Source organism: Comamonas odontotermitis, assembly GCF_014207855.1.
Classification (GTDB): domain Bacteria; phylum Pseudomonadota; class Gammaproteobacteria; order Burkholderiales; family Burkholderiaceae_C; genus Comamonas; species Comamonas odontotermitis_A.
Genome location: NZ_JACHKZ010000010.1, coordinates 86,964 through 109,193 on the forward strand (window position 1 = coordinate 86,964; position 22,230 = coordinate 109,193).

Below are 22,230 nucleotides of genomic sequence, written 5' to 3' on the forward strand. Positions count from 1 at the left end.
TTGAGGAAGGAGCTTTTGTATGAGTAGTCTCGGTTACGCAGCATCTCCTGTCGGCAGCAATCAGAGCGCTGATCAACATACACGGTCCGCTGTGCATGATGACGTCACACCTGGCGAAATTGCGGTCGGCGTTATTATCGGCCGTTCGTCGGAGTATTTCGACTTTTTCGTATTTGGCATAGCGTCGGTACTGGTCTTTCCGGCCGTCTTCTTTCCTCACTTTTCCAAACTCAACGGCACGCTGCTGTCGTTTGCTATATTTTCCATAGCTTTTATCGCCCGTCCCGTGGGCACTGCAATCTCGATGGCCATCCAGCGCCGCTGGGGGCGTGCCGCCAAGATGACCATTGCCCTGTTTCTGCTGGGCGTTGCGACGGTTGGTATTGCATTTTTACCCGGGTATGATTCGATAGGGCGAACGGCCATCGTGCTGCTGGCCCTGTTTCGCTTTGCGCAAGGCCTGGCTCTGGGGGGCTCGTGGGATGGTCTGCCCTCGCTGCTGGCCATGACTGCGCCCACGGGCAAGCGCGGCTGGTACGCCATGATCGGGCAGTTGGGGGCGCCATTGGGCTTTGTGATCGCGGCGGGCCTCTTTGCCTATCTGTATGGAACCCTGAGTGAGAGCGAGTTTCTGAGCTGGGGCTGGCGCTACCCCTTCTTTGTGGCCTTTGCACTGAATGTGGTGGCTCTGTTTGCCCGGCTGCAACTGGTGCTGGGCCGCACGTACACCCAGGCCATGCAGGAGCGTGAGCTGGAGCCCGTGAGCGTGACACGTCTGATCGACGAAGAGGGTGGTCACGTCGCCATTGGCGCTTTTGCCGCCCTGGCCAGCTTTGCGCTGTTTCATCTGGTGACGGTGTTCCCCCTGTCGTGGATTTCGCTGTATTCCGACCAGCCGATCACCGAAGTGCTGCTGGTGCAGATGGTGGGTGCTGTATGCGCTGCGTTCGCCATAGTGGCATCGGGCAAGCTGGCCGACCGTTTTGGCCGTCGCAATACCCTGGGCGCCATGGCCGTGCTGATCGGTCTGTTCAGTCTGGCAACGCCCCTGTTGCTGTCGAGCGGCGTAGTCGGCCACGACATCTTCATCATTGTCGGCTTCGTGCTGCTGGGTCTGTCCTATGGCCAGTCCTCCGGTACCGTGACTGCCAACTTCTCACCCCAATACCGCTACACCGGCGCTGCTCTGTCCACTGACATGGCGTGGCTGGTGGGTGCAGCGTTTGCGCCCGTGGTGGCGCTGGGGCTGTCTTCGAGGTTTGGCTTGATAGCGGTGAGCCTGTATCTGCTCTCCGGTGCGGTTTGTACCTTGGCAGCCCTGGGCATCAACCGTGCGCTGGAGTCGAGGGAGTCGGCCGGTGCTGATTGAGCGCCTATCCGGAGCGGTCCGGAAACCCGGTTTTATCAGGGAATGGTCTATTGAAGACTGGAGCCGCGGATTGACCTGACGGCCTCCGCCTTGATAGAAAAAGAGCTGTTTGAAGGCAGCTCTTTCTTATGGTGAGCCCGCTTTTCAGGGCTGTGTTGCCGCAGGCCGCGTGCGGTAGAACTGCATCGGAAACTCTTGCATTTCCTTGAAGTGCTGGTTCATCACCGATTTCTTCATCTTGCCCACCACATGCATCTCGCAGGGCTTGCAGTCAAAGCGCAGCGTGAGCTTTTCCTTGCCGTTGATGAGTTGCAGCGGTTCGGCCTTGATGGTGCCCTTGACGCCGATCACGCCCTTGGCCTGCTTGGGGCACAGGCTCATCGAGAAGCGCACGCAGTGTTTGGTGATCATCAGCGAGACCTCGCCTTCCTCTTCCTTGCTCTCGTAGGCAGCGTCGATCACTTTCACCCCATGCTTGACGTAGAAGTCGTGGGCCTTGTGGTTGAACACATTGGCGAGGTAGGTGAGGGTGTCTTCGGGGAAGGGTGCGGGCGGCTCCACGGGTTTGGCGCGCGGCAGGCGCACAAAGCCCTTGGCACGCGCTTGCTCCAGTGCGGTCACGGCATCGCGCCGCAGTTGGTTGAGCGCCGATGCTGGCACGAACCAGGGCTGCGAAAGCTGCAGGCTGATGTCGTGTACGGCGAAAACGGTGGCGCCAAAGCGGCCCAGTTGCTCGCGCAACGATGCCTCGGACTTGGCGGCATCGGTGGCCGTCTGGTGGGCTTGGGCAATGGCGGCGCTACCGGTAAAACCGTCCTCGTCGGTCAGTTGCAGGGAAAAGCCGTCGGCGGTCTCGCGCAGCTCTGCCCACAGGCCGATGCGACGGTCGCTGGATTTCTTGTCCAGCGTGCGGACCCAGTCCATGTCGCGGTTGCGGTTGATCTCCAGGCCCTTGCGCAGGTCCTTGAACTCGGCAATCTCGTTTTTGGGGAACACGCGCCAGATACCCTTTTTGGCGCTGACGCATTCGGCGCGGTTGATGTGCACGCCCACCAGTTCCTTTTGCAGGTCGTAGTAGCACAGGCCGTCGCCGTTGTGCAGCACGGCGGTCTTGTCGCGCACTTCCAGCTCGAACCACTTGTCGCCTGTCTGGCCCACCTGCGTGACCCAGCCGATGGCACGGCCCGGCGTCTTGGGCGTGTCGAAGGCGCCGATGTCATCCTTGCGGCCGTTGACGAAGTAATCGGTAAACTCGCGGTTGAAGTTCTGGTCCGGGTCGGGCTCGAAGCTGAAGGTGGTGCGTCCCGAGGACGAGCGTGCCAGCGGCGCGTCGGAGAACTCGCGCTCTTCGATGATTTCGTCGAGCAGCTTGCGGTAATGGGCGGTGATGTTCTTCACATAGCCCATATCCTTGTAGCGGCCCTCGATCTTGAAGCTGCGCACGCCTGCGTCAATCAATGCGCGCAGGTTGTCGCTCTGGTTGTTGTCCTTCATCGACAGCACGTGTTTCTCGTGGGCGATGATGCGGCCGCTGCCATCCAGCACCTCATAGGGCAGGCGGCAGGCCTGGTTGCAGTCGCCACGGTTGGCGCTGCGGCCCGTGTGGGCGTGGCTGATGAAGCACTGGCCCGAATAGGCCACGCACAGCGCGCCGTGCACAAAGAATTCAATGGTGGTGCGCGCCGGATCGGTGGCTGCTCGCACGGCGGCAATCTGGCGCAGATCCAGCTCGCGCGCCACCACGATCTGCGACAGGCCTGCGTCCTGCAGAAAGCGGGCTTTTTCAGGGGTGCGAATGTCTGACTGCGTGGACGCATGCAGCTGGATGGGTGGCAGGTCCAGCTCCAGCAGGCCCATGTCCTGAATGATCAGCGCGTCGGCCCCGGCCTTGTAGACCTGCCAGGCCATCTGGCGGGCGGCTTCCAGCTCGTCGTCGCGCAAAATGGTGTTGAGCGTGATGAAGATGCGGCTGCCAAAGCGATGGGCGTGGGTGATCAGTCGCTCCAGCTCACGGATATCGTTGCCTGCGGTTGCACGCGCGCCAAAGGCTGGGCCACCGATGTAGACGGCATCGGCGCCATGGTTGACGGCTTCAATGCCGATATCGGCATCACGGGCCGGAGAGAGCAGTTCGAGCTGGTGGGGCAAGAGGGACATAGGGGCGCGATGATACTTGCTTCGCGCCTGCGGAGTGGCCCGCAGCCCAATGCCGCAGCGATCCTTCCGCCATGGGCAACAGGGTGTCTGCGCTATCTGGGTGAAGCAAGTGGTTGATTTTTGTCAATTTTAACCGGTTTGTCGTTTGGTGCAGGTTGTGTGGCATCGGGGAGCGGGCGGTTCGCTGATGGCAGGTGCAGACGCCGGGCTGAGGATGTTAGAACCTGTTCAAAGTCTCCTCGCGCCGCGACAGTACCTTGGCGGGATGAGATACGAGGCGAAGTAGCGCAGCAATAGCATTGCTATTGCGAGGATCTGCAACGACGTAGATCGCCCGCCAAGCTACTGTCCCTGCGGGTTGGGGCGCAATCGGGCGATTTCTGCGCGCTGCATTTCGCTTGGGCATGAGCCCAAGCATCGCTACATCGCTTCGAACGCATCCCGATTGCGCCTCAACGCGGCTGCGTAGAGACTTTGAACAGGCTCTTAGGCCCTGCCGCGCGATAATCGCGCCATCACAACTGGTTGTAGAGGGATGTATGCGCGCTGTTTTTGGTTTGGTAGGTATCTTGGTGGTCATGGCCATTGTTGCCATCCTGATGAAACAGAATCTGCAGGCCACGCGCAGTGCGGGCACCGCAGGCTCTCCGCCTGCTGTGGAAGGCGTCAAGGTGCCGCAGGTTGATACCAGCAAGAATGTGCGTGAGCAGAGCCAGCAGATTCAACAGCAGGTGCAGACAGAACTGAACCAGGCTTTGCAGCAGGGTGCAGACCGTGTGAAAGAGGCCGAATGAAAATGGCCTTCTGCGTGTTCCCTGGAATTGATGATTGCTATTTTTTGTGAGCGCATGCAGTGGGCGTTGAACCCTTTCTGTCATGTCCTTGTGTCTTAAAGCTTGTTCTACGGCAATCGATGCCATGGCCATTTCGAGTGATGGACATGGTGCAAGCCTGTCCACCGGCCTCCAATCCATGACAGCGGATCCATCCATTCCCCATTTTGAAGACGATACGCACTGGATGCGGGCGGCGCTGCAGCAGGCGCAGGCGGCTGCGCAAGCTGGCGAAGTGCCGGTGGGCGCTGTTGTGGTGCGGGACGGCGTCATCATCGGCCGTGGGTGCAATCAGCCTGTAGGGCTGCACGACCCCAGCGCCCATGCAGAAATCCAGGCGCTGCGCGATGCGGCGCAGCATCTGGGCAACTACCGGCTGGAAGGCTGCACGCTCTATGTGACGCTGGAGCCTTGCGCCATGTGCGCAGGGGCCATCCTGAACGCGCGCCTGGCCCGTGTGGTGTGGGGCGCTGCCGAGCCCCGCACCGGCGCGGCGGGTTCGGTGGTCAATCTGTTTGCCAATGCCCAGCTCAACCACCACACGCAAACCACAGCCGGGGTTCTGGCCGAAGACGCAGCTGCCTTGCTGACCGGATTTTTCGCGGGGCGCAGGCAGGCCCAGCAAGTGGCTGCCCGGGCCGCGCATCCTTTGCGCGATGATGCGCTTCGTGTGGATGAAAAGATATTCAGTGCTGGTTGTGATTGCGCTGGTAGCTCCTGTTTTTATAGTAATTGGCCTGTGCTGGCGGGTTTGCGCCTGCATGTCAAAGACAGCCATGCGAATGGCTCTGGTGCACCTGCTGCCATGCGCTGGTTGATGCTGCCTGCCAGTCCGGCCCCCCAGGGACTTTTTCGTCCGCTGGCCCAGGCATTGGCGGCCGAGGGAGACCGCGTGGTCGTGCCGGACTGGATCGGCCTGGGCCGCAGTGACAGGCCCAAGAAGGACGCGGCGGTGAGTGACGCCTTGCACCTGGCGGTGCTGCAGGCGTTGGTAGAGCATTTACAGCTGCTGCCCGATGCACTGCCAGCCCCTGCAAAGCTGGTGATTGCCGCGCACGGCGATGCATCGCGTCTGGGTCTGGCCCTGTACCGATTGCTCGCGCAGGCCGGTGTGCCGCTCGCGCGCATGGGGCTGTGGCTTATCAACCCCGCACTGCCGCGCCACGCCACACCGGCCTATCGCCAATGGTTGGAGCAGGTGCAGCGCAAACCTGCCTTGGATGTAGTGCAAGCACTACAGAGCAGTGCATTGGATGGGTTGCCTGGTGCAGATATCGCACAGTGGCAGGCACAGTTCCCCGACAAGGGGCACCGCGCCGGGCTGCGCGCCTGGGCGCGCGATGCGCAGGCATGGGTGGACGCAGAGGCGGGCAGCATGAATGCCTCCTTGGATCTGCCGGATGCCAGTCTGGTGAGCGTGGGAGAAAGCGCCCAATGGTGGCCGTGGCCAACACTGGCGGCATTGGATACGGCCCCGCGCCTGTGTCCAGGTGGGGATTGGCTGCCATTGCAAAATCCGCAGGCGTTGCTGGAGCACGCCGCTTTTTTCCGCTCCACACCGCAGCAGTGATGACAATGTGACTGTGCTTGCCCGCCCGGGCGTGCCATCGGGCTTGCCCTGCTGCACAATGGCTGCTGACCAAAGTTGTTGCGGTTTGCGCAGATTGGGCTGGGGCATTGCATTCTTCGCATGAAGATGCCTGTTGCAGGCCCTTGCAAGCGCAGCCCTCGTTGTTTTTGCTTCCACACGTTTTGCCATGACCGAGCCACGTACACCCGCGCCATCGGCGCTGACTGACCTGATCCACCACCCTTACGAGCCGACCGCCCCGTTTTCCGCGCCTCAGCCGGGCGTATTCAAGGCATCGAGCATCTTTTTCCCCAATGTGCAGGCCATGCGCAGCTGGGACTGGAAGGACAAGAGCGCTTTCACCTACGGCTTGCATGGCACGCCTACCGCCTACATTCTGGAAGAGCGCATTGCCGCGCTGGAAGGCGGCAAGCACTGCCTGCTGGTGACAAGCGGCCTCGCCGCGATTTCTGTGGTGGGCCTTGCCATGCTCCGCGCGGGCGACCATGTGCTGCTGCCCGACAACGTCTATGGCCCGAGCAAGGGCTTTGCCGAGAGCGAGTTGGCGCGTTATGGCGTGAGCGTGGGCTATTACCAGCCGTTGAGCGTAGAGCACTGTGCCAGCCAGATCCAGCCCAACACCCGTCTGGTCTGGCTGGAGGCTGCGGGTTCGGTGAGCATGGAGTTTCCCGATCTCCGAGCGCTGGTGCAGCTGTGCAAGGAAAAAGCTATTCCCACCGCCATTGACAACACCTGGGGTGCGGGCCTTGCCTTCAATGTGTTCGATCTGGACGGCGACGGCTCTCACCGCCTGGGTGTCGATATCTCGGCGCATGCACTCACCAAATACCCCAGCGGTGGCGGCGATGTGCTGATGGGCGCCATCACCTCGCGTGATCCGGCCATCCACCGCCGGCTGCAGGCCACACACATGCACATGGGTTTTGGCGTGGGCGTCAATGATGTGGAAACCATTCTGCGCAGCCTGCCCAGCATGTCATTGCGCTACTACGCGCACGACGCGGCAGCGCGCCAGTTGGCAGGCTTCATGGCGCAGCAGGCGGCGGTGGTGCAGGTGCTGCATCCTGCCTTGGCGGGCTCGCCGGGCCATGCGCACTGGAAAGCGCAATGCGGAGGCAAAACCGGGCCACATGGGCTTGAAGGCGCCGCAGCAGGGCTCTTCAGTGTGGTGATCGATCCGCGCTACACGCAATCGCAGATTGATCTGTTCTGCGAAAGCCTGCGCTGGTTCAAGCTGGCGTATAGCTGGGGCGGCCCCATCAGCCTGGTGGTGCCCTACAGGATCGGCAGCATGCGTTCGCTGCCGGAAGAGAGCCTGAAGCCGGGCACGGTCGTGCGTTTCTCGATTGGCCTGGAAGATGTGGCTGATCTGCAGGCAGACTTGGCGCAGGCGCTGCAGAAGGCGTTTGGCTGAATGCAGCGTGAAGCGGTGCAGCGCCGCTGTTCAGGTTTCTTGAGGTAAAAAAACCAGCTCCGCGCGCTACATCAGCTTCTGCAACTGCGGCCACACATTGGCCAGCAGTGTGGGGTGGGCGCTGGCGAGCGGGTGGATGCGGTCGGCCTGAAAGTTCTTGCCTGCGTCGGGTACATCGGCCACGCCTTGCAGCAAGAAGGGTACCAGCCCGGTCTTCTTGTCGGCAGCCAGTGTGGTAAAGACCTTGGCGAAATCGGCGGTGTAGCGGGCGCCATAGTTGGGTGGCACCTGCATACCCAGCAGCAGCACCTTGGCGCCCGATTGCTGCGCGCTGTCCACCATGGCGGCCAGATTGGCCTGTGTGCTGGCAAGCGGCAGGCCGCGCAGGGCGTCGTTGGCACCCAGCTCAATCACCACAATCTTTGGCTGGTGCTGCTTGAGAAGACCTGCCAGGCGAGCGCGGCCGCCGGAGCTCGTATCTCCGCTGATGCTGGCATTCACGACCTGGTAGGCAGGGCTCTTCTGCTGCGCGAGCCGGCTCTGCAGCAGCGCCACCCAACCGCTTCCGCGGGCGATGCCGTACTCCGCACTGATGGAGTCTCCGACGACCAGAATCGTCGCTGGCGCAGATGGCTGGGCGCTTGCCACTGTAAAACCCATAGCAGCCCAGGACATCAAGGGTGCCGTTACGATGGTGCGGACAAAATGCCGCCTGCCAAGGCGCGCGCCGCAATTGGATGGAGAGAAGCTGTTTTTCATGAATGACGCATTGCTTTCGCAGACACAGGGGGCCCCTGCGGTGCTTGAGGCCCGCGGATTGGGTAAATCGGTCACCGATTCCACCGGCACCTTGACGATCCTGCATGATGTGGACTTTAGTATCGCACGGGGCGAAACCGTCGCCATCGTAGGTGCATCGGGCTCGGGCAAGAGCACCTTGCTGTCCTTGCTGGCGGGCCTCGATACACCGACCACGGGCACGGTACGGGTGGGCGGCGAAGACCTGTTCGCGCTGGATGAAGACGCGCGGGCGGCACTGCGCGCGCGCAGCATGGGTTTTGTATTTCAGAACTTCCAGCTCATGGGCAATCTGACGGCCATTGAGAATGTGATGCTGCCGCTGGAGTTGGCGGGCAGGCGCGATGCACGCAAGCTGGCGGCCCAGATGCTGGAGCGTGTGGGTCTGGGTCAGCGGTTGTCGCACTATCCCAAGCTGCTTTCGGGTGGCGAGCAGCAGCGCGTGGCGCTGGCGCGGGCCTTTGTGGTGGAGCCCGCAGTGCTGCTGGCCGACGAGCCGACAGGAAGCCTGGATTTCGCCACAGGCGAGGCGGTGATGCGGCTGATCATGGATCTGAACCGGGAGTTTGGTACCACCTTGATGATGGTGACCCACGACCGCAGCATTGCAGCGCAATGCAACCGCGCCATCACCATTGCGGCTGGTGCCGTGGTGCAGGACAGCAGTACGGCTCTCTAAAAACGTGTTTCACCAGAAGCTTCTTGCATTAAGACATCGGTAAGTTCGTGACGCCACAGTGCCTTCCTGCGGAAAGCGCTGCTACCGGGTGAATGCCCATCCAGGGCGGCCTTCTGCCTCAGAGGGTTGCAATGGAAGAGATAAATCTGCAATGGTTTGCATGGATGGCCGGTGGGGTTACGCCAACAGCCTGGGCGCTGGTGATTGCCCGGTGGCTGGGCACCTATGGCGTGGTGCTGGCAGCGGCTGTGCTGGTATGGATTTGGTGGAAGCATCCGGCAAATCGCCTCTATGTGATGGGCAGCCTCATCTGCTGTGCTGCCGCCGTATTGCTGGCGCACCGTCTGGCGCTGTGGATAGGCCATCCTCGCCCATTTGTCATGGGACTCAGCCCTGCCTATATCGACCATGCCGCTCGAGGATCCCTGCCCAGCGCCCACGCCAGTGCGCTCTTTACCATCGGATTTTGCCTGCTGGGGCTGCGGCAGCTGCGTCTTGCAGGTGCGGCAATCCTGGCAGCCGGTGTGGCCGTGAGTTGGGGGCGGGTGTACTGCGGAGTGCATTTCCCGCTGGACATCGCTGCTGGTGCGGCCCTGGGGCTCATGGTGGCGGGCATTTATGGATGGACGTGGCGCCATGCAAGTCCTGCGACGCTGGAGCAAGGTGCCAAAGAGCGGCAGAACCATGCACCATTTGGGCAGCACTCTGTGCCTGCGGCGGCGGAGTAGGGCATGCACAGCCTCGTCACTGCGCGGGCGGCGCCTGCCCGTTTTGCATGGGCCACCGAGGTCAGGGTTGGTTTGTGGGTTGGCGTCTGGCTGCTGGCGCTGGCCTGGGTGCGGCCACTCAGCGATCCAGATGAAGGGCGTTACGCAGTAGCCGCTTTGGAGATGCTGCGCAGCGGCGATTGGATAACGCCTTCGCTCAATGGCCTGCCTTTCTTTCACAAGCCTCCGCTTTACTATTGGCTTGCGGCGCTGGGCTTTGAGGTTGCTGGCGTGCATGAATGGGTGGCGCGCCTGCCTTCCTTGCTGGGGGCCTGGGTGGCTGCCATGGCCTTGTTTACCTTGCTCAAGCGCTGTGCGAGCCAGGCCGTTGCTGTTGCAGCGGCTGTGGTGTTGGTCACCATGCCTTATGTCTATCTGGCGGCGCAATACGCCAATATGGATATGCTGCTGGCAGGATGCTTGACCGCCTGCATCTGCTGCGCAGCCATCGCCACGCTGCAGGCGGGTAAAGGGGAGGGGCGGCGGCCCTGGATGGTTTGGTTGGCAGGCGCAGGCGTATGGGCTGCAATGGGATTCTTGGCCAAAGGCCTCATCGCCCTGGTGCTGCCTGGGCTGGTTTGGGCGATTTGGCTCGTGTGGGAGAGGCGCTGGCGCCAGTGGTGGTTGCCCCTGCATGGGACTGCATGGGTGCCGGTGCTGTTGATTGCGGGGCCCTGGGTGTGGATGGCGCAGCAGCGCCATGGCGGGTTTTTTCACTATTTCTTTGTCACGCAGCACTTCCAGCGCTACACCGGTACCACGTTCAACAACCCGCAACCCTGGTGGTTCTATGGCGCGGTGATTGCATTGGCTGCCTTGCCCTGGACTGGCTGGGCGCTGGCTGCCGGCTGGCGCTGCTACAAGCGTGAACCAGGAGCGGCAGGTGGCCACATCGTCAGTCTTGCTACAGCGGCGCACGGTGCCCTGACTGCCGGGGCTCCATCCGCCGCGATCCGTAGCCTGGACCGGTTGATGCTGGCCTGGTTTGCGGTGGTGGTGGTTTTTTTCTCTGTGCCCCACAGCAAGATTGTTGGCTACGTGCTGCCTGCATTGCCTCCCTTGGCCTACGGCGTGGTACGCGTCGTGCTGGCAGCTGGCTGGCAGCGGCATGGGCGACCAGTTGCAGGCGTGGCAGCTGCGCTGTGTGTGACGCTGGGCCTGGTGTTGGGCACCGTGGCCGTCCCTGCCAAGGCCCGGTGGCGCACTCTGCGCGCCTTGCCGGTGCAGGCGGCAGACCGGTTGGTGATGCTGGAGCATCTGTACTACGAGGTTCCCTTTTACCTGCCCGCCATGCAGCCCCCTCTGGTGGTGGATAACTGGCAGGCCGGTGACGGCCATGGGGCCGACAACTGGAAGAAGGAATTGACGGATGCGGCCGAATTTGATCCGCAGCGAGGCAGCACTGTGCTGCTGGATGCACAGTCACTGCAGGCTTATGCATGTGCCCATCCGCGGCAGCACTTGTGGATCATTGGCACGGCGGAAGCCGCGCAGCGCCAATGGCGAGCTTTGCAAGGCGAGGCTCCGGCGCTGCTCCTGGGTAGTACGCGGGTGTGGCAGATGACTGCGGGCCAGGCCTGTACCGGATTACAGGGCAGGGCTGTCAGCAACTGAGATGCGTGCGGCAATGCTTTTCGCTTTTGCCTACACGGCGGGTCACAAACAAGGGGTATAACCACAAGACTTCATCCCCTGCATGTCTGGAAAGTGAGAATGACCGTGGAAAAACTGAAAATCGGCGTGATCGTTGGCAGCAATAGCAAGGCATCGATCAATCTACAACTGGCGCACGGCCTCGTGAATCTCGCAAAAGACAAGGCCGATTTCGAGTTTCTCGATCTGAGTGCTTTGCCGTTTTACAACCGGGACAGTGATGCCGATAGCTATCCGGCTGCATTTACGGCTTTCAAAGACAAGGTGCGCAGCAAAAATGGCATTTTGCTGGTAACGCCGGAGCACAACCGCTCCGTGCCCGCGTACCTGAAAAATGCCCTCGATGGCGCCAGCCGACCCTATGGAGCCAGTGCCTGGTCGGGCATTCCCGCCGGTGTCATCGGTACTTCGCCCGGCGGCCCTGGTACAGCGATGGCGCAGCAGCATTTGCGCAATATTCTGGTCTTTCTGGATATGCCAGCCATGGCTCAGCCAGAGGGCTTCATCCGCTGGACGGAGGGTTTGGTAGATGCACAGGGGCAGGTTGCCGCAGCGAGCAGGGATTTCCTGAGCAGCTACATGGACAAGTTCCTGGCCTGGGTGGCGCTGCACCAGAAAAAGTAGGCCCTTGCCCCTACAAGGAATGCGCGGTGGCTGCTGATACGATGCAGCCGCCTTTTTCTTTTTGCACCTGCACCGACTGTTTGGACACTTTGTGTTTGCTGGACTCCTGCCATGCTGAATTTGCCTCTCACCCATTTGTACCGCGCTGCCGATCCTTCCGAACCCCAACCCTGGCTGCTGGTGCTGATGCACGGCGTGGGCAGCAACGAGCAGGATCTGTTCGGGCTGGCAGACTTGGTGCCGCGATCCTTCCATGTGCTGAGCTTGCGCGCGCCATATGCCATGGCTGCGCAGATGTACGCCTGGTTCCAGTTCGGTGTCAATCCTGATGGCAGCCGCATCATTGATGTTGCGCAGGAGCGCGCCAGCCGTGCGCTGGTGGAGCAGACCTGCCGTGAAGCCTGCGTTCAGTTGGATGTGCCCGCGGAGCGGGTGGTTGTAGGAGGCTTCAGCCAAGGAGGCATCATGTCGCTGTCTGTGCTGCTGACGCAGCCCGCGTTGCTCAAAGCGGTTCTGGTATGGCACAGCCGCCTGCTGCCGGAGATTGCCGGTGAAGAGGCGCCAGCAGCCGCGCTGGCCGGGCATCAGGCATGGGTAAGCCATGGCAGTGCTGACAACGTCATTCCCTTGCAGCAGGCCCATGCCATTCGCGCACGTCTGCAGGCCACCCCGGTGGATTTGGTCTACCGCGAATACCCTTGCCAGCACAATCTGCATCCGGAGGAACTGAGAGACAGCATGCAGTGGCTGCATTCGCTGGCCAAGGGGTAGCCCTTGGGTGTAGGCTTTTATGGGTGAAGTGGCGGTGTCGGCCAATGAAACAGTCCCGCGAGCATGCGGTCGAGTTGTGGCCACTCGTGCGCAAAGCGCCCGCGGTTGACAAAAAAAGCCTCGCAGGCCACGGCAAAAAACTCGGCAGGGGCTGTGGCGCCATAAGCGTCGAGCCAGGGCGCTGTTTCACCAAAACGCTCCGCCTTGGTGATGGCGTGGCGAAATTGTTCGAAGGCCTGGGTCCAGGTATGCTCCCACGCCTTGCGCGCTTCTGCTGCGGCCTGGATGCCTAAAAAACCGGCTGGCAGGGCAGGGTAGCCGTCTGCGCCACCATTGCGCATGTCGATCTTGTGGCAGAACTCGTGGATCACCACGCTGGTGCCGCGCTCGGCCTGTGCAGTGGGGTTCTGATCGATGGCTGCCCAACTCAGGGTCACTGGGCCGCGTTCCATGGCCTCGCCCTCCAGCATCATGCGGCGCTGCGATACCAGCCCCGCGCCTTCATGCACGTCGCGCGTTGCCACCATGGTGCCGGGGTGCACCACGATGCCGACGAAGTCATCGTAGAGTGCAATGGCCCGACTGGCATCGCCACGGTACAGCAGGGGCACGCAGGCCTGCGCTGCGATGGTCAAGGCCATGCGATCGTCCACCACCAGACCGTTGGCTCCCGAGAACTGTTTGTTGTGCAGAAACAGGGCACTGAGCGCACGCAGCTTGGATTTTTCTTCCAGCGACAGGGCCTGCAAAAAGGGATGGCGCTGCAACACATGCAGCCAGAGCGATGAGGGAATCTCGGGCACGGGCCGCACCCGTGCACGCAACTTCAACCAGGTGCGTCGCCACCAGGCCATGGCTTAGCGTTGGAGCCCTGGCGGATGTGCCAGATAATCTGCCAGAGGCAGGCGTTGCAGGCCGGATGCATCGATACGCAGCACCTCGGCACGTGCCTGCGCAGGCTCCAGATCCGTGTCCCAATCGGTCAGTACGATCCGCTTGTGCGAGTCGTCCAGCGCGTGAACGGCAGGTCGGTGCGTATGGCCATGGATCAGCGTCGAGGCGCTCGCCCGCTGCAACCATTCCAGCGCTGCGGCATGGTCGACATCGGCGGTGATGATTTCACGCATTTTTCGCGCTTCGCTCTCGCTGCGCATGCTGCCAGCCAATTGGCGCCGCTGCGCCAGAGGCTGGGCCAGCAGTTGCTGTTGCCAGGCAGGGCTGCGGGCCAGCGTACGAAAGCGCTGGTAATCAGCATCATCCACGCACAGAGCGTCGCCATGGCTCAGCAGCCAGCGTTGGCCCGCAAAGTTCAGGCAAGTGGGATCTGTCAGCAGTTGCACGCCGCAGCGCTGCGCAAAATGCGAGCCCACCAGAAAATCGCGGTTCCCGTGAATGAAAAAAAGAGAGCGCTTGGCACTTGCCTGGTGAAGGATTGAAGCACATTGGGCCTCAAAACTACCCGGTTCATCGAGTGCGTCATCGCCTACCCAGGCTTCAAAGAGATCGCCCAGCATAAAGATCGCATCTGCCGTGCTGGCTTGCAGGTATTGCTGCCAACTGGCATGGGTAGCGGGCAGTTGGGGCTGCAGATGCAGGTCGGAGATGAACTCCACACTGCGCCATGAAGATGGCGCCACCAGGTGCCCGATAGCCGTTTGCGCCAGCGCTGCTCGCACTGTTGCGGCGCTGGCGGAGGGCAATGGGGTCGGACTATCCATGCGAGCCTGGTGATGTGATCGGAGTCCTGAATTACAGGGCTACGGCCTTTTCGATCACGATTTCGTCCTTGGGCACATCCTGGTGCATGCCCTTGGATCCTGTTTTGACGCCCTTCATCTTGTCGACCAGGTCGTTGCCCTTGACCACCTTGCCGAACACGGCATAGCCCCAGCCGCTGGGCGTAGGCGAAGTGTGGTTCAGGAAATCGTTCTTGGCCACGTTGATGAAGAATTGGGCCGTTGCCGAGTGCGGATCGCTGGTACGGGCCATGGCAATCGTGTACTGGTCGTTCTTCAGGCCGTTCTTGGCTTCGTTTTCGATAGGAGCCTGTGTGGGCTTCTGGTCCATGCCAGAGGCAAAGCCGCCACCCTGGATCATGAAGCCATTGATCACACGGTGAAAGATCGTGCCGTCATAGTGGCCGCTCTTGACGTAGGCCAGAAAGTTCTCGGCGGACTTGGGCGCCTTGTCTGCGTCCAGCTCCAGCGTGATCACGCCGTAGTCCTTGATGTGCAGTTCGACTTGGGGGTTGCTCATGGTATGTTTTCCTGTAGAGAAAGGGAGGAGGGGACAGGCTGCATGGCGCAGCCCGTGCGAGCCTGTACGTTACTTGACGATAGTGGCCGATTTGATGACGACCGGAGTTTTTGGGACGTTCTGGTGCGGGCCCGCGTTGCCGGTTTCGACGGCCTTGATCTTGTCCACCACGTCGGTGCCGCTGATCACCTTGCCAAATACGGCATAGCCATGGCCATCAGGGCTCGGTGCATTGAGCATGTCATTGTTCTTCACGTTGATGAAGAACTGCGAGGTAGCCGAATCTGGATTGCCGGTGCGCGCCATGGCGATGGTGTAAGTGTCGTTCTTCAGGCCGTTTGAGGCCTCAAGCGGAATTGGAGCGCGCGTAGGCTTTTGCTGCATCTCGGGCGTGAAGCCGCCGCCCTGGATCATGAAACCATTGATGACCCGGTGGAAAACGGTGCCGTCATAGAACTTGTCATTGACGTACTGCACGAAATTGGCCACGGTCTTGGGGGCCTTTTCTGCATTCAGCTCGACCACGATGTCGCCCATGGAGGTGGCGATCTTCACCTTGGGGTTGTCTGCAGCCTGCGCATGGCCGGCAAAGAACAGCGTGCTTGCCAACACCATGCCGCCTGCGCGGGCCATGATGGAGAGGGTTTGTCGTTTGTTGGGCATCTGTATCCTTTCAAGGGTCAGTGAAGAACGCTACAGGCGCCGACAACGCAGCACCATGCAAACATGGTTGAACAGGCCTGCGTTGCATCGACATAAGGGCAATGTACGCAGGATTCAAGCGGGGGCAGCTACTTTTTTGTTGCTGGCGTAGCCGCTGGCGCCATTGCTCCGGCTGCATTGGCTGGCTGCGCACGCGTCACCAAGAGGCGCAGTGCGCTGATCTTGGGTTGCAGGCGCGTCTGCTCTGCCGGCGCCAGCGTACCGGCCTGGCTCAAGGCCTTCTCTGCGAGGCGGATGTAGATATCGCCCAGATTCTCGTAGGCCGTGGCGTAGCTGGGGTTGGCTCGGATGGCGTCTTGCAGCGCGCGGCTGGCCTTTTCCAGTTCGTTGCCCTGCGCGTAGAGCACGGCGAGATTGTTATAGGGTTCGGGCAGTTCGGGGTATTCCTGCACCAGTTTTTCAAAGGTGGCGGTTGCCTGGGCCGCATGGCCCTCGTTCATATGGGCGAGGCCCTGCAAAAAGCGCCATTGGGGGTCACGTGGCGCATCCTTGATCTTGGCATCCAATTGTTCCAGCGCCAGAGCAGACTGGCCCGACTGGATCAGCTTTTCTACCGCCGAATACTGGTCGGCATGGGCGAATCCACCACACAGGGCCAACGCAAGGACCGCAGCACGGGGCAGCACAAAGGACGGAATGCAACTGACTAACTTCATAGGTTTCAAGCGCGGAGCGCGCGCAATCTGGAGCCTGCAGGCTTATACTGCAGCGCATTGTAGCTGAGGGGCGCCGCGCCCCTGGCCCGCCGCTGGCAACGGTTTGCTGCCGCACAGACATGGGTATCGGCTACCATAAAATGCCGGGCCAGGAGCCTTATGCAAGGCGCCACGGATTGCCGCTTGCAATCTTTCCAACCATTATCACGCTAGTTTTTCATGAGTCTGCGTATCTATAACACGCTATCGCGTGCGCTGGAGTCTTTTACCCCGATGGAGCCGGGCCATGTCCGCATGTATGTATGCGGTATGACCGTGTATGACCTGTGCCATCTGGGGCATGCGCGTTCGATGGTGGCGTTTGATGTGGTGCAGCGTTGGTTGCGTGCCAGTGGATACGAGGTGACCTACGTGCGCAATGTCACCGATATCGAGGACAAGATCATCAAACGTGCGATCGAAAATGGCGAAACCATCCGCAGCCTGACCGATCGCATGATCGAGGCGCTGCACCAGGATGCGGACGCCCTGGGCATCGAGCGTCCTACGCACGAGCCGCGTGCGACCGAGTACGTGCCGCAGATGCTCTCCATCATCAGCCAGCTGGAAGGCAAAGGCCTGGCCTACCGCGCAGGCAACGGCGATGTGAATTACTCCGTGCGCAAATTTCCTGGCTACGGCAAGCTGTCGGGCAAGTCGCTGGATGAGCTGCAAGCGGGCGAGCGCGTCGCCGTGCAGGATGGCAAGGATGATCCGCTCGACTTTGTGCTATGGAAAAGCGCCAAGCCTGCCGAGCCCGACGAGGCCAAGTGGCCCAGCAGCTATGGCATGGGGCGCCCTGGCTGGCATATCGAATGCTCGGCCATGAGTTGCGCATTGTTGGGCGAGACCTTTGACATTCACGGAGGCGGGGCGGATCTGCAGTTCCCCCACCACGAGAACGAGATTGCGCAGAGCGAAGGCGCGCATGGCAAGCCACTGGCCAACTTGTGGATGCACAACGGCTTCATCAACGTGGATAACGAGAAGATGTCCAAGTCGCTGGGCAACTTCTTCACCATTCGCGATGTGCTCAAGGAATACGACGCCGAGACGGTGCGCTTCTTCATTGTGCGCAGCCACTACCGTAGCCCGCTGAACTACAGCAATGTGCACCTGGACGACGCTCGAAGTGCCTTGAAGCGCCTGTACACCGCGCTGAGCCTGGTGCCTGCTGCAGAGATCCAGATCGATTGGGCCAACGCCTATGCAGCGCGCTTCCAGGCAGCCATGAATGAGGATTTTGGTACGCCAGAAGCCGTTGCCGTGCTGTTTGAGTTGGCCGCCGAGGTCAATCGCGGCAAATCTCCTGAGGTGGCTGGCTTGCTCAAGAGATTGGGCGGTATCCTGGGCCTGCTGCAGGCGGACCCTGCGGCTTATCTGCAGGCAGGTGCGACGGTGGACGCCACCTACATCGAAGAGCAGATTGCACTGCGCGCCGCTGCCAAGGCTGCCAAGAACTATGCCGAGTCGGATCGCATCCGGGCGGACCTGCTGGCCCAAGGGGTGGAGCTGAAGGATTCCGCCCAGGGTACGACCTGGACTGTCGTACAGGCGGTTTCTTGATGGACTGCTGCATTTTGAGAAAAAACGCTGCTTTGCATACTGCTGGCAAGCGTTAATTGCTATGATTAATGTAGCAAACAAGCCGCTATCGGCAGAAGACTGGGCGGCTGCCTGCAAGCATCTGGTGCGCAAGGACCGGGTGCTTCGGCGGCTGATACCCGAACATGCGGGTCAATTGCTGCGTCGTGATGCGGATGGGTTTGCCCTGCTGGTACGCAGCGTGGTATGGCAGCAGTTGTCTGAACCAGCGGCGCAGCAGCTGTGGAGGCGCTATTTGGCGCTGCCGGGAGCCTGTACGGCCCAGGGGCTGCTCGCCACCAGCGATGATGCACTCAAGGCCATTCGCTTGCCACAGCGCAAGATCGGCTACCTGAAAGATCTGGCCCAATGGTTTGCGGCTTCCCCCAAGGATGCCCTGAGCTGGGTGGGCGACGATGACGATGCCGTGGCTGACACCTTGCTGGCTTTGCGGGGGATTGGGCGCTGGAATGCAGAGATGTTTCTGATCTTTCACCTGGGGCGACCCAATGTGCTGCCGCTGGATGATGCAGCCCTGCAGGCGGGGATCAGTGCGCACTATTTTTCAGGGGACCCGGTCAGCCGCAGCGATGTGCGCGAGGTGGCGCAGGCTTGGCAACCGTGGAGCAGTGTGGGTGCCTGGCTGATCTGGCGCTCTCAGAATGCCATGCCGATGGCCTTGCATATGGATTGACTGGCGGTGGCCGCGTGCGGTTACACTGTCGGTCGTTTAGAGGCTGGCTGCCTGGCAGTTGCCCTCGAGGAGAATCATTTTGGCGAAAAGAACATTCCTGGATTTCGAGCAGCCGATTGCGGAGCTGGAAACCAAAATTGATGAACTGCGCTACGTGCAGAGCGAGAGCGCAGTCGATATCTCGGAAGAAATCGACCAGCTCAGCAAGAAGAGCCAGCAGCTGACCAAGGACATCTATAGCGAGCTCACGCCTTGGCAAATCACCAAGATTGCCCGCCACCCCGAGCGCCCCTATACGCTGGATTACGTTGGTGAAATCTTTACCGACTTCATCGAAATGCATGGCGACCGTCACTTTGCGGACGACCAATCCATCGTGGGCGGGCTCGCGCGCTTCAACGGCAACCCCTGCATGGTGGTCGGCCACCAGAAAGGCCGCGATACCAAGGAGCGTACCTTGCGCAACTTCGGCATGAGCAAGCCCGAAGGCTATCGCAAGGCGCTGCGCCTGATGAAGACCGCAGAAAAGTTCAAGCTGCCGGTGTTCACCTTTGTCGACACGCCTGGCGCTTATCCCGGCATTGATGCCGAAGAACGCGGCCAATCAGAAGCCATTGGCCGCAACATCTTTGAAATGGCGCAACTGGAAGTACCCATCATCTCCACCATCATCGGGGAAGGCGGCTCGGGCGGCGCACTGGGTATCTCCGTGGCCGACCAGGTACTGATGCTGCAGTATTCTGTGTATTCAACCATCAGCCCCGAAGGCTGCGCTTCCATCTTGTGGAAGACCAGCGAAAAGGCGCAGGAAGCCGCCGATGCCATGGGTATCACCGCCCATCGCCTCAAGGCTTTGGGCCTGGTGGACAAGATCATCCATGAGCCCGTGGGTGGCGCGCACCGCGACCACAAGCAAATGGCAGCCTTACTCAAGCGCGGTCTGAGCGACGCCTATCGCCAATTGGCCGATCTGAAAACCAAGGACCTGCTGGATCGCCGTTACGAGCGCCTGCAAAGCTATGGTCGCTTCTCGGACACCAAGGCCGAGAACTGATGCAGTCCATGCGCTTGCACGGCACAGAAAAAGCCTCCCGGTGCGGAGGCTTTTTGCTGTTGGGGGCCTGCTGTGGCTGATCCTCGCATTCTGTCGGTGCTCGAAGGCTGGCGGCCCGCTTTGCCGCTGGCGGTGGCCTACAGCGGCGGAGCAGATTCAACCGCGCTGCTGTGGGCCTGTTCGCAGCGCTTTGCGGGCCAGGTGGCGGCCTTTCACATCAACCATGGTTTGCAGGCTGCAGCTACTGATTTTGCGATGCACTGCCAGCAGCAGTGCGCGGCTTGGGGCATTCCACTGCACATCGCCAGGGTGGCGGCACACAATGCACCAGGGCAAAGCCCGGAAGACGCTGCCCGGATCGCACGCTACAAGGCTTTGGAGCAGCTGGCGCACGCTGCTAATGCGCAAAATGCCATCCAAACAATAGTTTTGGCGCAGCATGCGGATGATCAAGTAGAGACCGTGTTGCTCGCGCTGTCGCGCGGCGCTGGCGTTGCGGGGCTCGCGGGTATGCGGCCCGCCTGGGAGCAGGATGGTGTGCGTTGGGAGCGGCCCTATCTGGCAGGGCGAGGGCAAATCGGCGGCGCACAAATCCGTGCCGATCTGCGGGCGCTTGGTATTGAATGGGTGGAAGACCCGACCAATGCCGACTTGGGCCTGACGCGCAATCGCATTCGTGCCCTGGTCGCGCCCGCGTTGGCACAGGCTTTTCCACAGTTTGCCAGCACGCTGGCACGAAGCGCCGCCAATGCCGCGCAGGCGGCTGAGTTACTGGATGAGTTGGCGCACATGGATTTGCAGGCAACAGGCAGACCGCCAGCCATCAAGGCGCTGCAGGCCTTGTCTGTGGCGCGCATGGGCAATGTGCTTCGCTACTGGCTGCGCATTGAGCATTGTCAAACTCCCAGTTCAGCGCAGCTTGCGCAACTGGTACAGCAGTTGCAGCATTGCACCACACGCGGCCACCAAATCCATCTAAAAGTGGGGCTCGGTACCATACAACGCCGCGGTGGGGTGATCGATTGGTACAATCCGTCGGTTTTGGTCTGACTAATGTACGAATCCGACGGCGTGCCAAAACACTTTGCATCAACGCCGAGTTTCGTGTTTCGTCATCGTGATATTCAATGGCACTGATCGTTCATAAGTACGGCGGCACATCGATGGGCTCCACGGAGCGTATCCGCAATGTCGCCAAACGCGTCGCCAAGTGGGCTCGGGCTGGTCACCAGATGGTGGTAGTGCCAAGCGCCATGAGTGGTGAAACCAACCGCCTGCTGGGCCTGGCCAGCGAACTGGCTCCCAGCCGAGCGGATAAATCCTATTATCGCGAGCTCGATATGCTGGCCGCGACTGGTGAGCAGGCATCGTCCGCCTTGCTGGCCATTGCGCTGCAGGCCGAAGGCGTGCCTTCTGTCAGCTACACCGGCTGGCAGGTGCCCGTGCGCACGGACGACAGCTACACCAAGGCACGCATTGAATCGATTGACGACAAGCGTGTGCGGGCCGACCTGGATGCTGGCCGTGTAGTGATCGTCACGGGCTTTCAGGGTATTGATCCTGCAGGCCACATCACCACATTGGGACGCGGCGGTTCCGATACATCTGCCGTGGCCGTTGCTGCCGCCCTGAAAGCGGCTGAATGCCTGATCTACACCGACGTGGATGGCGTCTACACCACTGATCCACGTGTGGTGCCTGCCGCGCAGCGCCTCAAGACCGTCAGCTTTGAAGAAATGCTCGAAATGGCGAGCCTGGGCTCCAAGGTGCTGCAGATTCGCTCGGTGGAATTTGCTGGCAAATACAAGGTGCCCATGCGTGTGCTGTCGAGCTTCACGCCCTGGGATATTGCATTGGACGAAGAGGCCAAGTCGGGCACTCTGATCACTTTTGAGGAAGACGAAAAGATGGAAAAGGCCGTCGTATCCGGCATCGCTTTCAACCGCAGCGAAGCCAAAATCTCTGTGCGCGGTGTGCCCGATACCCCCGGTATCGCCTACCAGATCCTGGGGCCCGTCGCGGAGGCCAACATCGATGTGGACGTGATCCTGCAGAACATCGGCAAAGATGGCAAGACCGACTTCAGCTTCACCGTGAACCAGGGCGATTACAACCGTACCATGGACCTGCTGCGTGAAGTGGTTCTGCCTAAGCTGGGTGCCGATGAAGTCATCGGCAACTCCAACATCTGCAAGGTGAGCATCGTCGGCATCGGCATGCGCAGCCACGTAGGTGTCGCATCAACCATGTTCCGCGCCCTGAGCGAAGAGGGCATCAACATCCAGATGATCTCCACCTCTGAAATCAAGACCTCGGTCGTGATCGACGAAAAGTACCTTGAGTTGGCGGTGCGCGCGCTGCATACCGCTTTTGGCTTGGATTCTGCCGAAGTTTCCAAAACGGCCTGATTTTCAGGTTACAATGGCTGTATTGGAAACGTGACCGAGTGGCCGAAGGTGCTCCCCTGCTAAGGGAGTATGGGGTGTAGAGCCTCATCGAGGGTTCGAATCCCTCCGTTTCCGCCAAAAAGATAAGCCCCAAGTGATTGATTCACTTGGGGCTTTTTCT

The 22,230-nt window shown here is 60.8% G+C and carries 21 protein-coding genes and 1 tRNA gene; 15 read left to right on the plus strand and 7 right to left on the minus strand.

From position 1 onward, the window contains the following. The first annotated feature begins 19 nt into the window (after positions 1-19). Positions 20-1,369: an MFS transporter gene (locus tag HNP33_RS10010; RefSeq protein ID WP_184707890.1), complete on the plus strand. Its 1,350-nt coding sequence runs from the start codon at positions 20-22 to the stop codon at positions 1,367-1,369. Between the two features lie 144 nt (positions 1,370-1,513). On the opposite strand, the gene HNP33_RS10015 is transcribed toward HNP33_RS10010, so the two are convergent. After that, a complete protein-coding gene (locus HNP33_RS10015; RefSeq protein ID WP_184707893.1) occupies positions 1,514-3,526 on the minus strand; it encodes a peptidase U32 family protein in 2,013 nt (670 codons plus the stop codon). Between the two features lie 539 nt (positions 3,527-4,065). Between HNP33_RS10015 and HNP33_RS10020 the strand changes: the two genes are divergently transcribed. The 3 genes from HNP33_RS10020 to HNP33_RS10030 all read left to right on the plus strand — a co-directional run bounded on the left by HNP33_RS10020 (position 4,066) and on the right by HNP33_RS10030 (position 7,364). Further along, complete coding sequence (locus HNP33_RS10020) at positions 4,066-4,320, plus strand: hypothetical protein (protein ID WP_184707897.1); 255 nt, start codon at positions 4,066-4,068, stop codon at positions 4,318-4,320. Positions 4,321-4,444: 124 nt separating this feature from the next. Then, complete coding sequence (tadA, locus tag HNP33_RS10025) at positions 4,445-5,929, plus strand: tRNA adenosine(34) deaminase TadA (protein ID WP_184707900.1); 1,485 nt, start codon at positions 4,445-4,447, stop codon at positions 5,927-5,929. A 187-nt stretch (positions 5,930-6,116) separates the two neighbouring features. Continuing rightward, positions 6,117-7,364 carry a PLP-dependent transferase gene (locus HNP33_RS10030; RefSeq protein ID WP_184707903.1) on the plus strand — a complete coding sequence of 416 codons (1,248 nt, stop codon included), beginning with the start codon at positions 6,117-6,119 and terminating at the stop codon, positions 7,362-7,364. A 66-nt stretch (positions 7,365-7,430) separates the two neighbouring features. Here HNP33_RS10030 and HNP33_RS10035 read toward each other — a convergent pair whose 3' ends face one another. Next, positions 7,431-8,039, minus strand: coding sequence for an arylesterase (locus HNP33_RS10035; RefSeq protein ID WP_233464467.1), 609 nt, complete (start codon positions 8,037-8,039; stop codon positions 7,431-7,433). Positions 8,040-8,121: 82 nt separating this feature from the next. Here HNP33_RS10035 and HNP33_RS10040 point away from each other — a divergent pair, with 82 nt between their 5' ends. The 5 genes from HNP33_RS10040 to HNP33_RS10060 all read left to right on the plus strand — a co-directional run bounded on the left by HNP33_RS10040 (position 8,122) and on the right by HNP33_RS10060 (position 12,656). Next, positions 8,122-8,841 (plus strand): ABC transporter ATP-binding protein, encoded by a 720-nt coding sequence (locus HNP33_RS10040; protein WP_233464468.1) that lies wholly within the window; start codon positions 8,122-8,124, stop codon positions 8,839-8,841. A gap of 131 nt (positions 8,842-8,972) precedes the next feature. Further along, a complete protein-coding gene (locus tag HNP33_RS10045; protein ID WP_184707909.1) occupies positions 8,973-9,569 on the plus strand; it encodes a phosphatase PAP2 family protein in 597 nt (198 codons plus the stop codon). A 3-nt stretch (positions 9,570-9,572) separates the two neighbouring features. Further along, positions 9,573-11,222, plus strand: a complete 1,650-nt coding sequence (locus HNP33_RS10050) for an ArnT family glycosyltransferase (protein WP_184707911.1) — start codon at positions 9,573-9,575, stop codon at positions 11,220-11,222. 99 nt (positions 11,223-11,321) lie between these two features. After that, complete coding sequence (locus tag HNP33_RS10055; protein ID WP_221452043.1) at positions 11,322-11,885, plus strand: NADPH-dependent FMN reductase; 564 nt, start codon at positions 11,322-11,324, stop codon at positions 11,883-11,885. Between the two features lie 111 nt (positions 11,886-11,996). Continuing rightward, positions 11,997-12,656 (plus strand): alpha/beta hydrolase, encoded by a 660-nt coding sequence (locus HNP33_RS10060; RefSeq protein ID WP_184707915.1) that lies wholly within the window; start codon positions 11,997-11,999, stop codon positions 12,654-12,656. Positions 12,657-12,673: 17 nt separating this feature from the next. Here the strand turns inward: HNP33_RS10060 and HNP33_RS10065 are convergent, their stop codons facing one another. The 5 genes from HNP33_RS10065 to HNP33_RS10085 form a co-directional block, all read right to left on the minus strand. Beyond that, positions 12,674-13,510: a zinc-dependent peptidase gene (locus tag HNP33_RS10065; protein WP_184707917.1), complete on the minus strand. Its 837-nt coding sequence runs from the start codon at positions 13,508-13,510 to the stop codon at positions 12,674-12,676. A gap of 3 nt (positions 13,511-13,513) precedes the next feature. Continuing rightward, entirely contained in the window at positions 13,514-14,374 is an 861-nt protein-coding gene (locus HNP33_RS10070) for a UDP-2,3-diacylglucosamine diphosphatase (protein ID WP_184707920.1), read from the minus strand. A gap of 31 nt (positions 14,375-14,405) precedes the next feature. After that, positions 14,406-14,912, minus strand: coding sequence for a peptidylprolyl isomerase (locus HNP33_RS10075; protein WP_184707922.1), 507 nt, complete (start codon positions 14,910-14,912; stop codon positions 14,406-14,408). Positions 14,913-14,981: 69 nt separating this feature from the next. Beyond that, positions 14,982-15,527: a peptidylprolyl isomerase gene (locus tag HNP33_RS10080; protein ID WP_233464475.1), complete on the minus strand. Its 546-nt coding sequence runs from the start codon at positions 15,525-15,527 to the stop codon at positions 14,982-14,984. A 176-nt stretch (positions 15,528-15,703) separates the two neighbouring features. Continuing rightward, entirely contained in the window at positions 15,704-16,291 is a 588-nt protein-coding gene (locus HNP33_RS10085) for a tetratricopeptide repeat protein (RefSeq protein WP_184707927.1), read from the minus strand. Positions 16,292-16,510: 219 nt separating this feature from the next. Here HNP33_RS10085 and cysS point away from each other — a divergent pair, with 219 nt between their 5' ends. The 6 genes from cysS (at position 16,511) to HNP33_RS10115 (ending at position 22,187) form a co-directional block, all read left to right on the plus strand. Continuing rightward, entirely contained in the window at positions 16,511-17,896 is a 1,386-nt protein-coding gene (cysS, locus tag HNP33_RS10090) for a cysteine--tRNA ligase (protein WP_184707930.1), read from the plus strand. Positions 17,897-17,957: 61 nt separating this feature from the next. After that, positions 17,958-18,608 (plus strand): DNA-3-methyladenine glycosylase family protein, encoded by a 651-nt coding sequence (locus tag HNP33_RS10095; RefSeq protein ID WP_184707933.1) that lies wholly within the window; start codon positions 17,958-17,960, stop codon positions 18,606-18,608. 79 nt (positions 18,609-18,687) lie between these two features. After that, positions 18,688-19,662: an acetyl-CoA carboxylase carboxyltransferase subunit alpha gene (locus HNP33_RS10100; RefSeq protein ID WP_184707935.1), complete on the plus strand. Its 975-nt coding sequence runs from the start codon at positions 18,688-18,690 to the stop codon at positions 19,660-19,662. Positions 19,663-19,734: 72 nt separating this feature from the next. Continuing rightward, on the plus strand, positions 19,735-20,712 hold the full coding sequence (tilS, locus tag HNP33_RS10105) for a tRNA lysidine(34) synthetase TilS (RefSeq protein ID WP_184707938.1): 978 nt from the start codon (positions 19,735-19,737) through the stop codon (positions 20,710-20,712). Between the two features lie 77 nt (positions 20,713-20,789). Beyond that, positions 20,790-22,070 carry an aspartate kinase gene (locus tag HNP33_RS10110; RefSeq protein WP_184707941.1) on the plus strand — a complete coding sequence of 427 codons (1,281 nt, stop codon included), beginning with the start codon at positions 20,790-20,792 and terminating at the stop codon, positions 22,068-22,070. Between the two features lie 24 nt (positions 22,071-22,094). Continuing rightward, positions 22,095-22,187, plus strand: a tRNA-Ser gene (locus HNP33_RS10115). Positions 22,188-22,230: the final 43 nt, after the last annotated feature.

What these genes read in the sequence shown, in the direction of transcription:
- HNP33_RS10095 (WP_184707933.1), top strand. Translation starts at nt 17,958, where the DNA reads ATGATTAATGTAGCAAACAAGCCGCTATCGGCAGAAGACTGGGCGGCT.
- HNP33_RS10075 (WP_184707922.1), bottom strand. Translation starts at nt 14,912, where the DNA reads ATGAGCAACCCCCAAGTCGAACTGCACATCAAGGACTACGGCGTGATC.
- HNP33_RS10035 (WP_233464467.1), bottom strand. Translation starts at nt 8,039, where the DNA reads ATGTCCTGGGCTGCTATGGGTTTTACAGTGGCAAGCGCCCAGCCATCT.
- HNP33_RS10015 (WP_184707893.1), bottom strand. Translation starts at nt 3,526, where the DNA reads ATGTCCCTCTTGCCCCACCAGCTCGAACTGCTCTCTCCGGCCCGTGAT.
- HNP33_RS10070 (WP_184707920.1), bottom strand. Translation starts at nt 14,374, where the DNA reads ATGGATAGTCCGACCCCATTGCCCTCCGCCAGCGCCGCAACAGTGCGA.
- HNP33_RS10065 (WP_184707917.1), bottom strand. Translation starts at nt 13,510, where the DNA reads ATGGCCTGGTGGCGACGCACCTGGTTGAAGTTGCGTGCACGGGTGCGG.
- HNP33_RS10085 (WP_184707927.1), bottom strand. Translation starts at nt 16,291, where the DNA reads ATGAAGTTAGTCAGTTGCATTCCGTCCTTTGTGCTGCCCCGTGCTGCG.
- HNP33_RS10040 (WP_233464468.1), top strand. Translation starts at nt 8,122, where the DNA reads ATGAATGACGCATTGCTTTCGCAGACACAGGGGGCCCCTGCGGTGCTT.
- HNP33_RS10050 (WP_184707911.1), top strand. Translation starts at nt 9,573, where the DNA reads ATGCACAGCCTCGTCACTGCGCGGGCGGCGCCTGCCCGTTTTGCATGG.
- HNP33_RS10060 (WP_184707915.1), top strand. Translation starts at nt 11,997, where the DNA reads ATGCTGAATTTGCCTCTCACCCATTTGTACCGCGCTGCCGATCCTTCC.
- HNP33_RS10110 (WP_184707941.1), top strand. Translation starts at nt 20,790, where the DNA reads ATGGCACTGATCGTTCATAAGTACGGCGGCACATCGATGGGCTCCACG.
- HNP33_RS10080 (WP_233464475.1), bottom strand. Translation starts at nt 15,527, where the DNA reads ATGGTGTTGGCAAGCACGCTGTTCTTTGCCGGCCATGCGCAGGCTGCA.
- HNP33_RS10030 (WP_184707903.1), top strand. Translation starts at nt 6,117, where the DNA reads ATGACCGAGCCACGTACACCCGCGCCATCGGCGCTGACTGACCTGATC.
- tadA (WP_184707900.1), top strand. Translation starts at nt 4,445, where the DNA reads ATGGCCATTTCGAGTGATGGACATGGTGCAAGCCTGTCCACCGGCCTC.
- HNP33_RS10045 (WP_184707909.1), top strand. Translation starts at nt 8,973, where the DNA reads ATGGAAGAGATAAATCTGCAATGGTTTGCATGGATGGCCGGTGGGGTT.
- cysS (WP_184707930.1), top strand. Translation starts at nt 16,511, where the DNA reads ATGAGTCTGCGTATCTATAACACGCTATCGCGTGCGCTGGAGTCTTTT.
- HNP33_RS10020 (WP_184707897.1), top strand. Translation starts at nt 4,066, where the DNA reads ATGCGCGCTGTTTTTGGTTTGGTAGGTATCTTGGTGGTCATGGCCATT.
- HNP33_RS10055 (WP_221452043.1), top strand. Translation starts at nt 11,322, where the DNA reads ATGACCGTGGAAAAACTGAAAATCGGCGTGATCGTTGGCAGCAATAGC.
- HNP33_RS10010 (WP_184707890.1), top strand. Translation starts at nt 20, where the DNA reads ATGAGTAGTCTCGGTTACGCAGCATCTCCTGTCGGCAGCAATCAGAGC.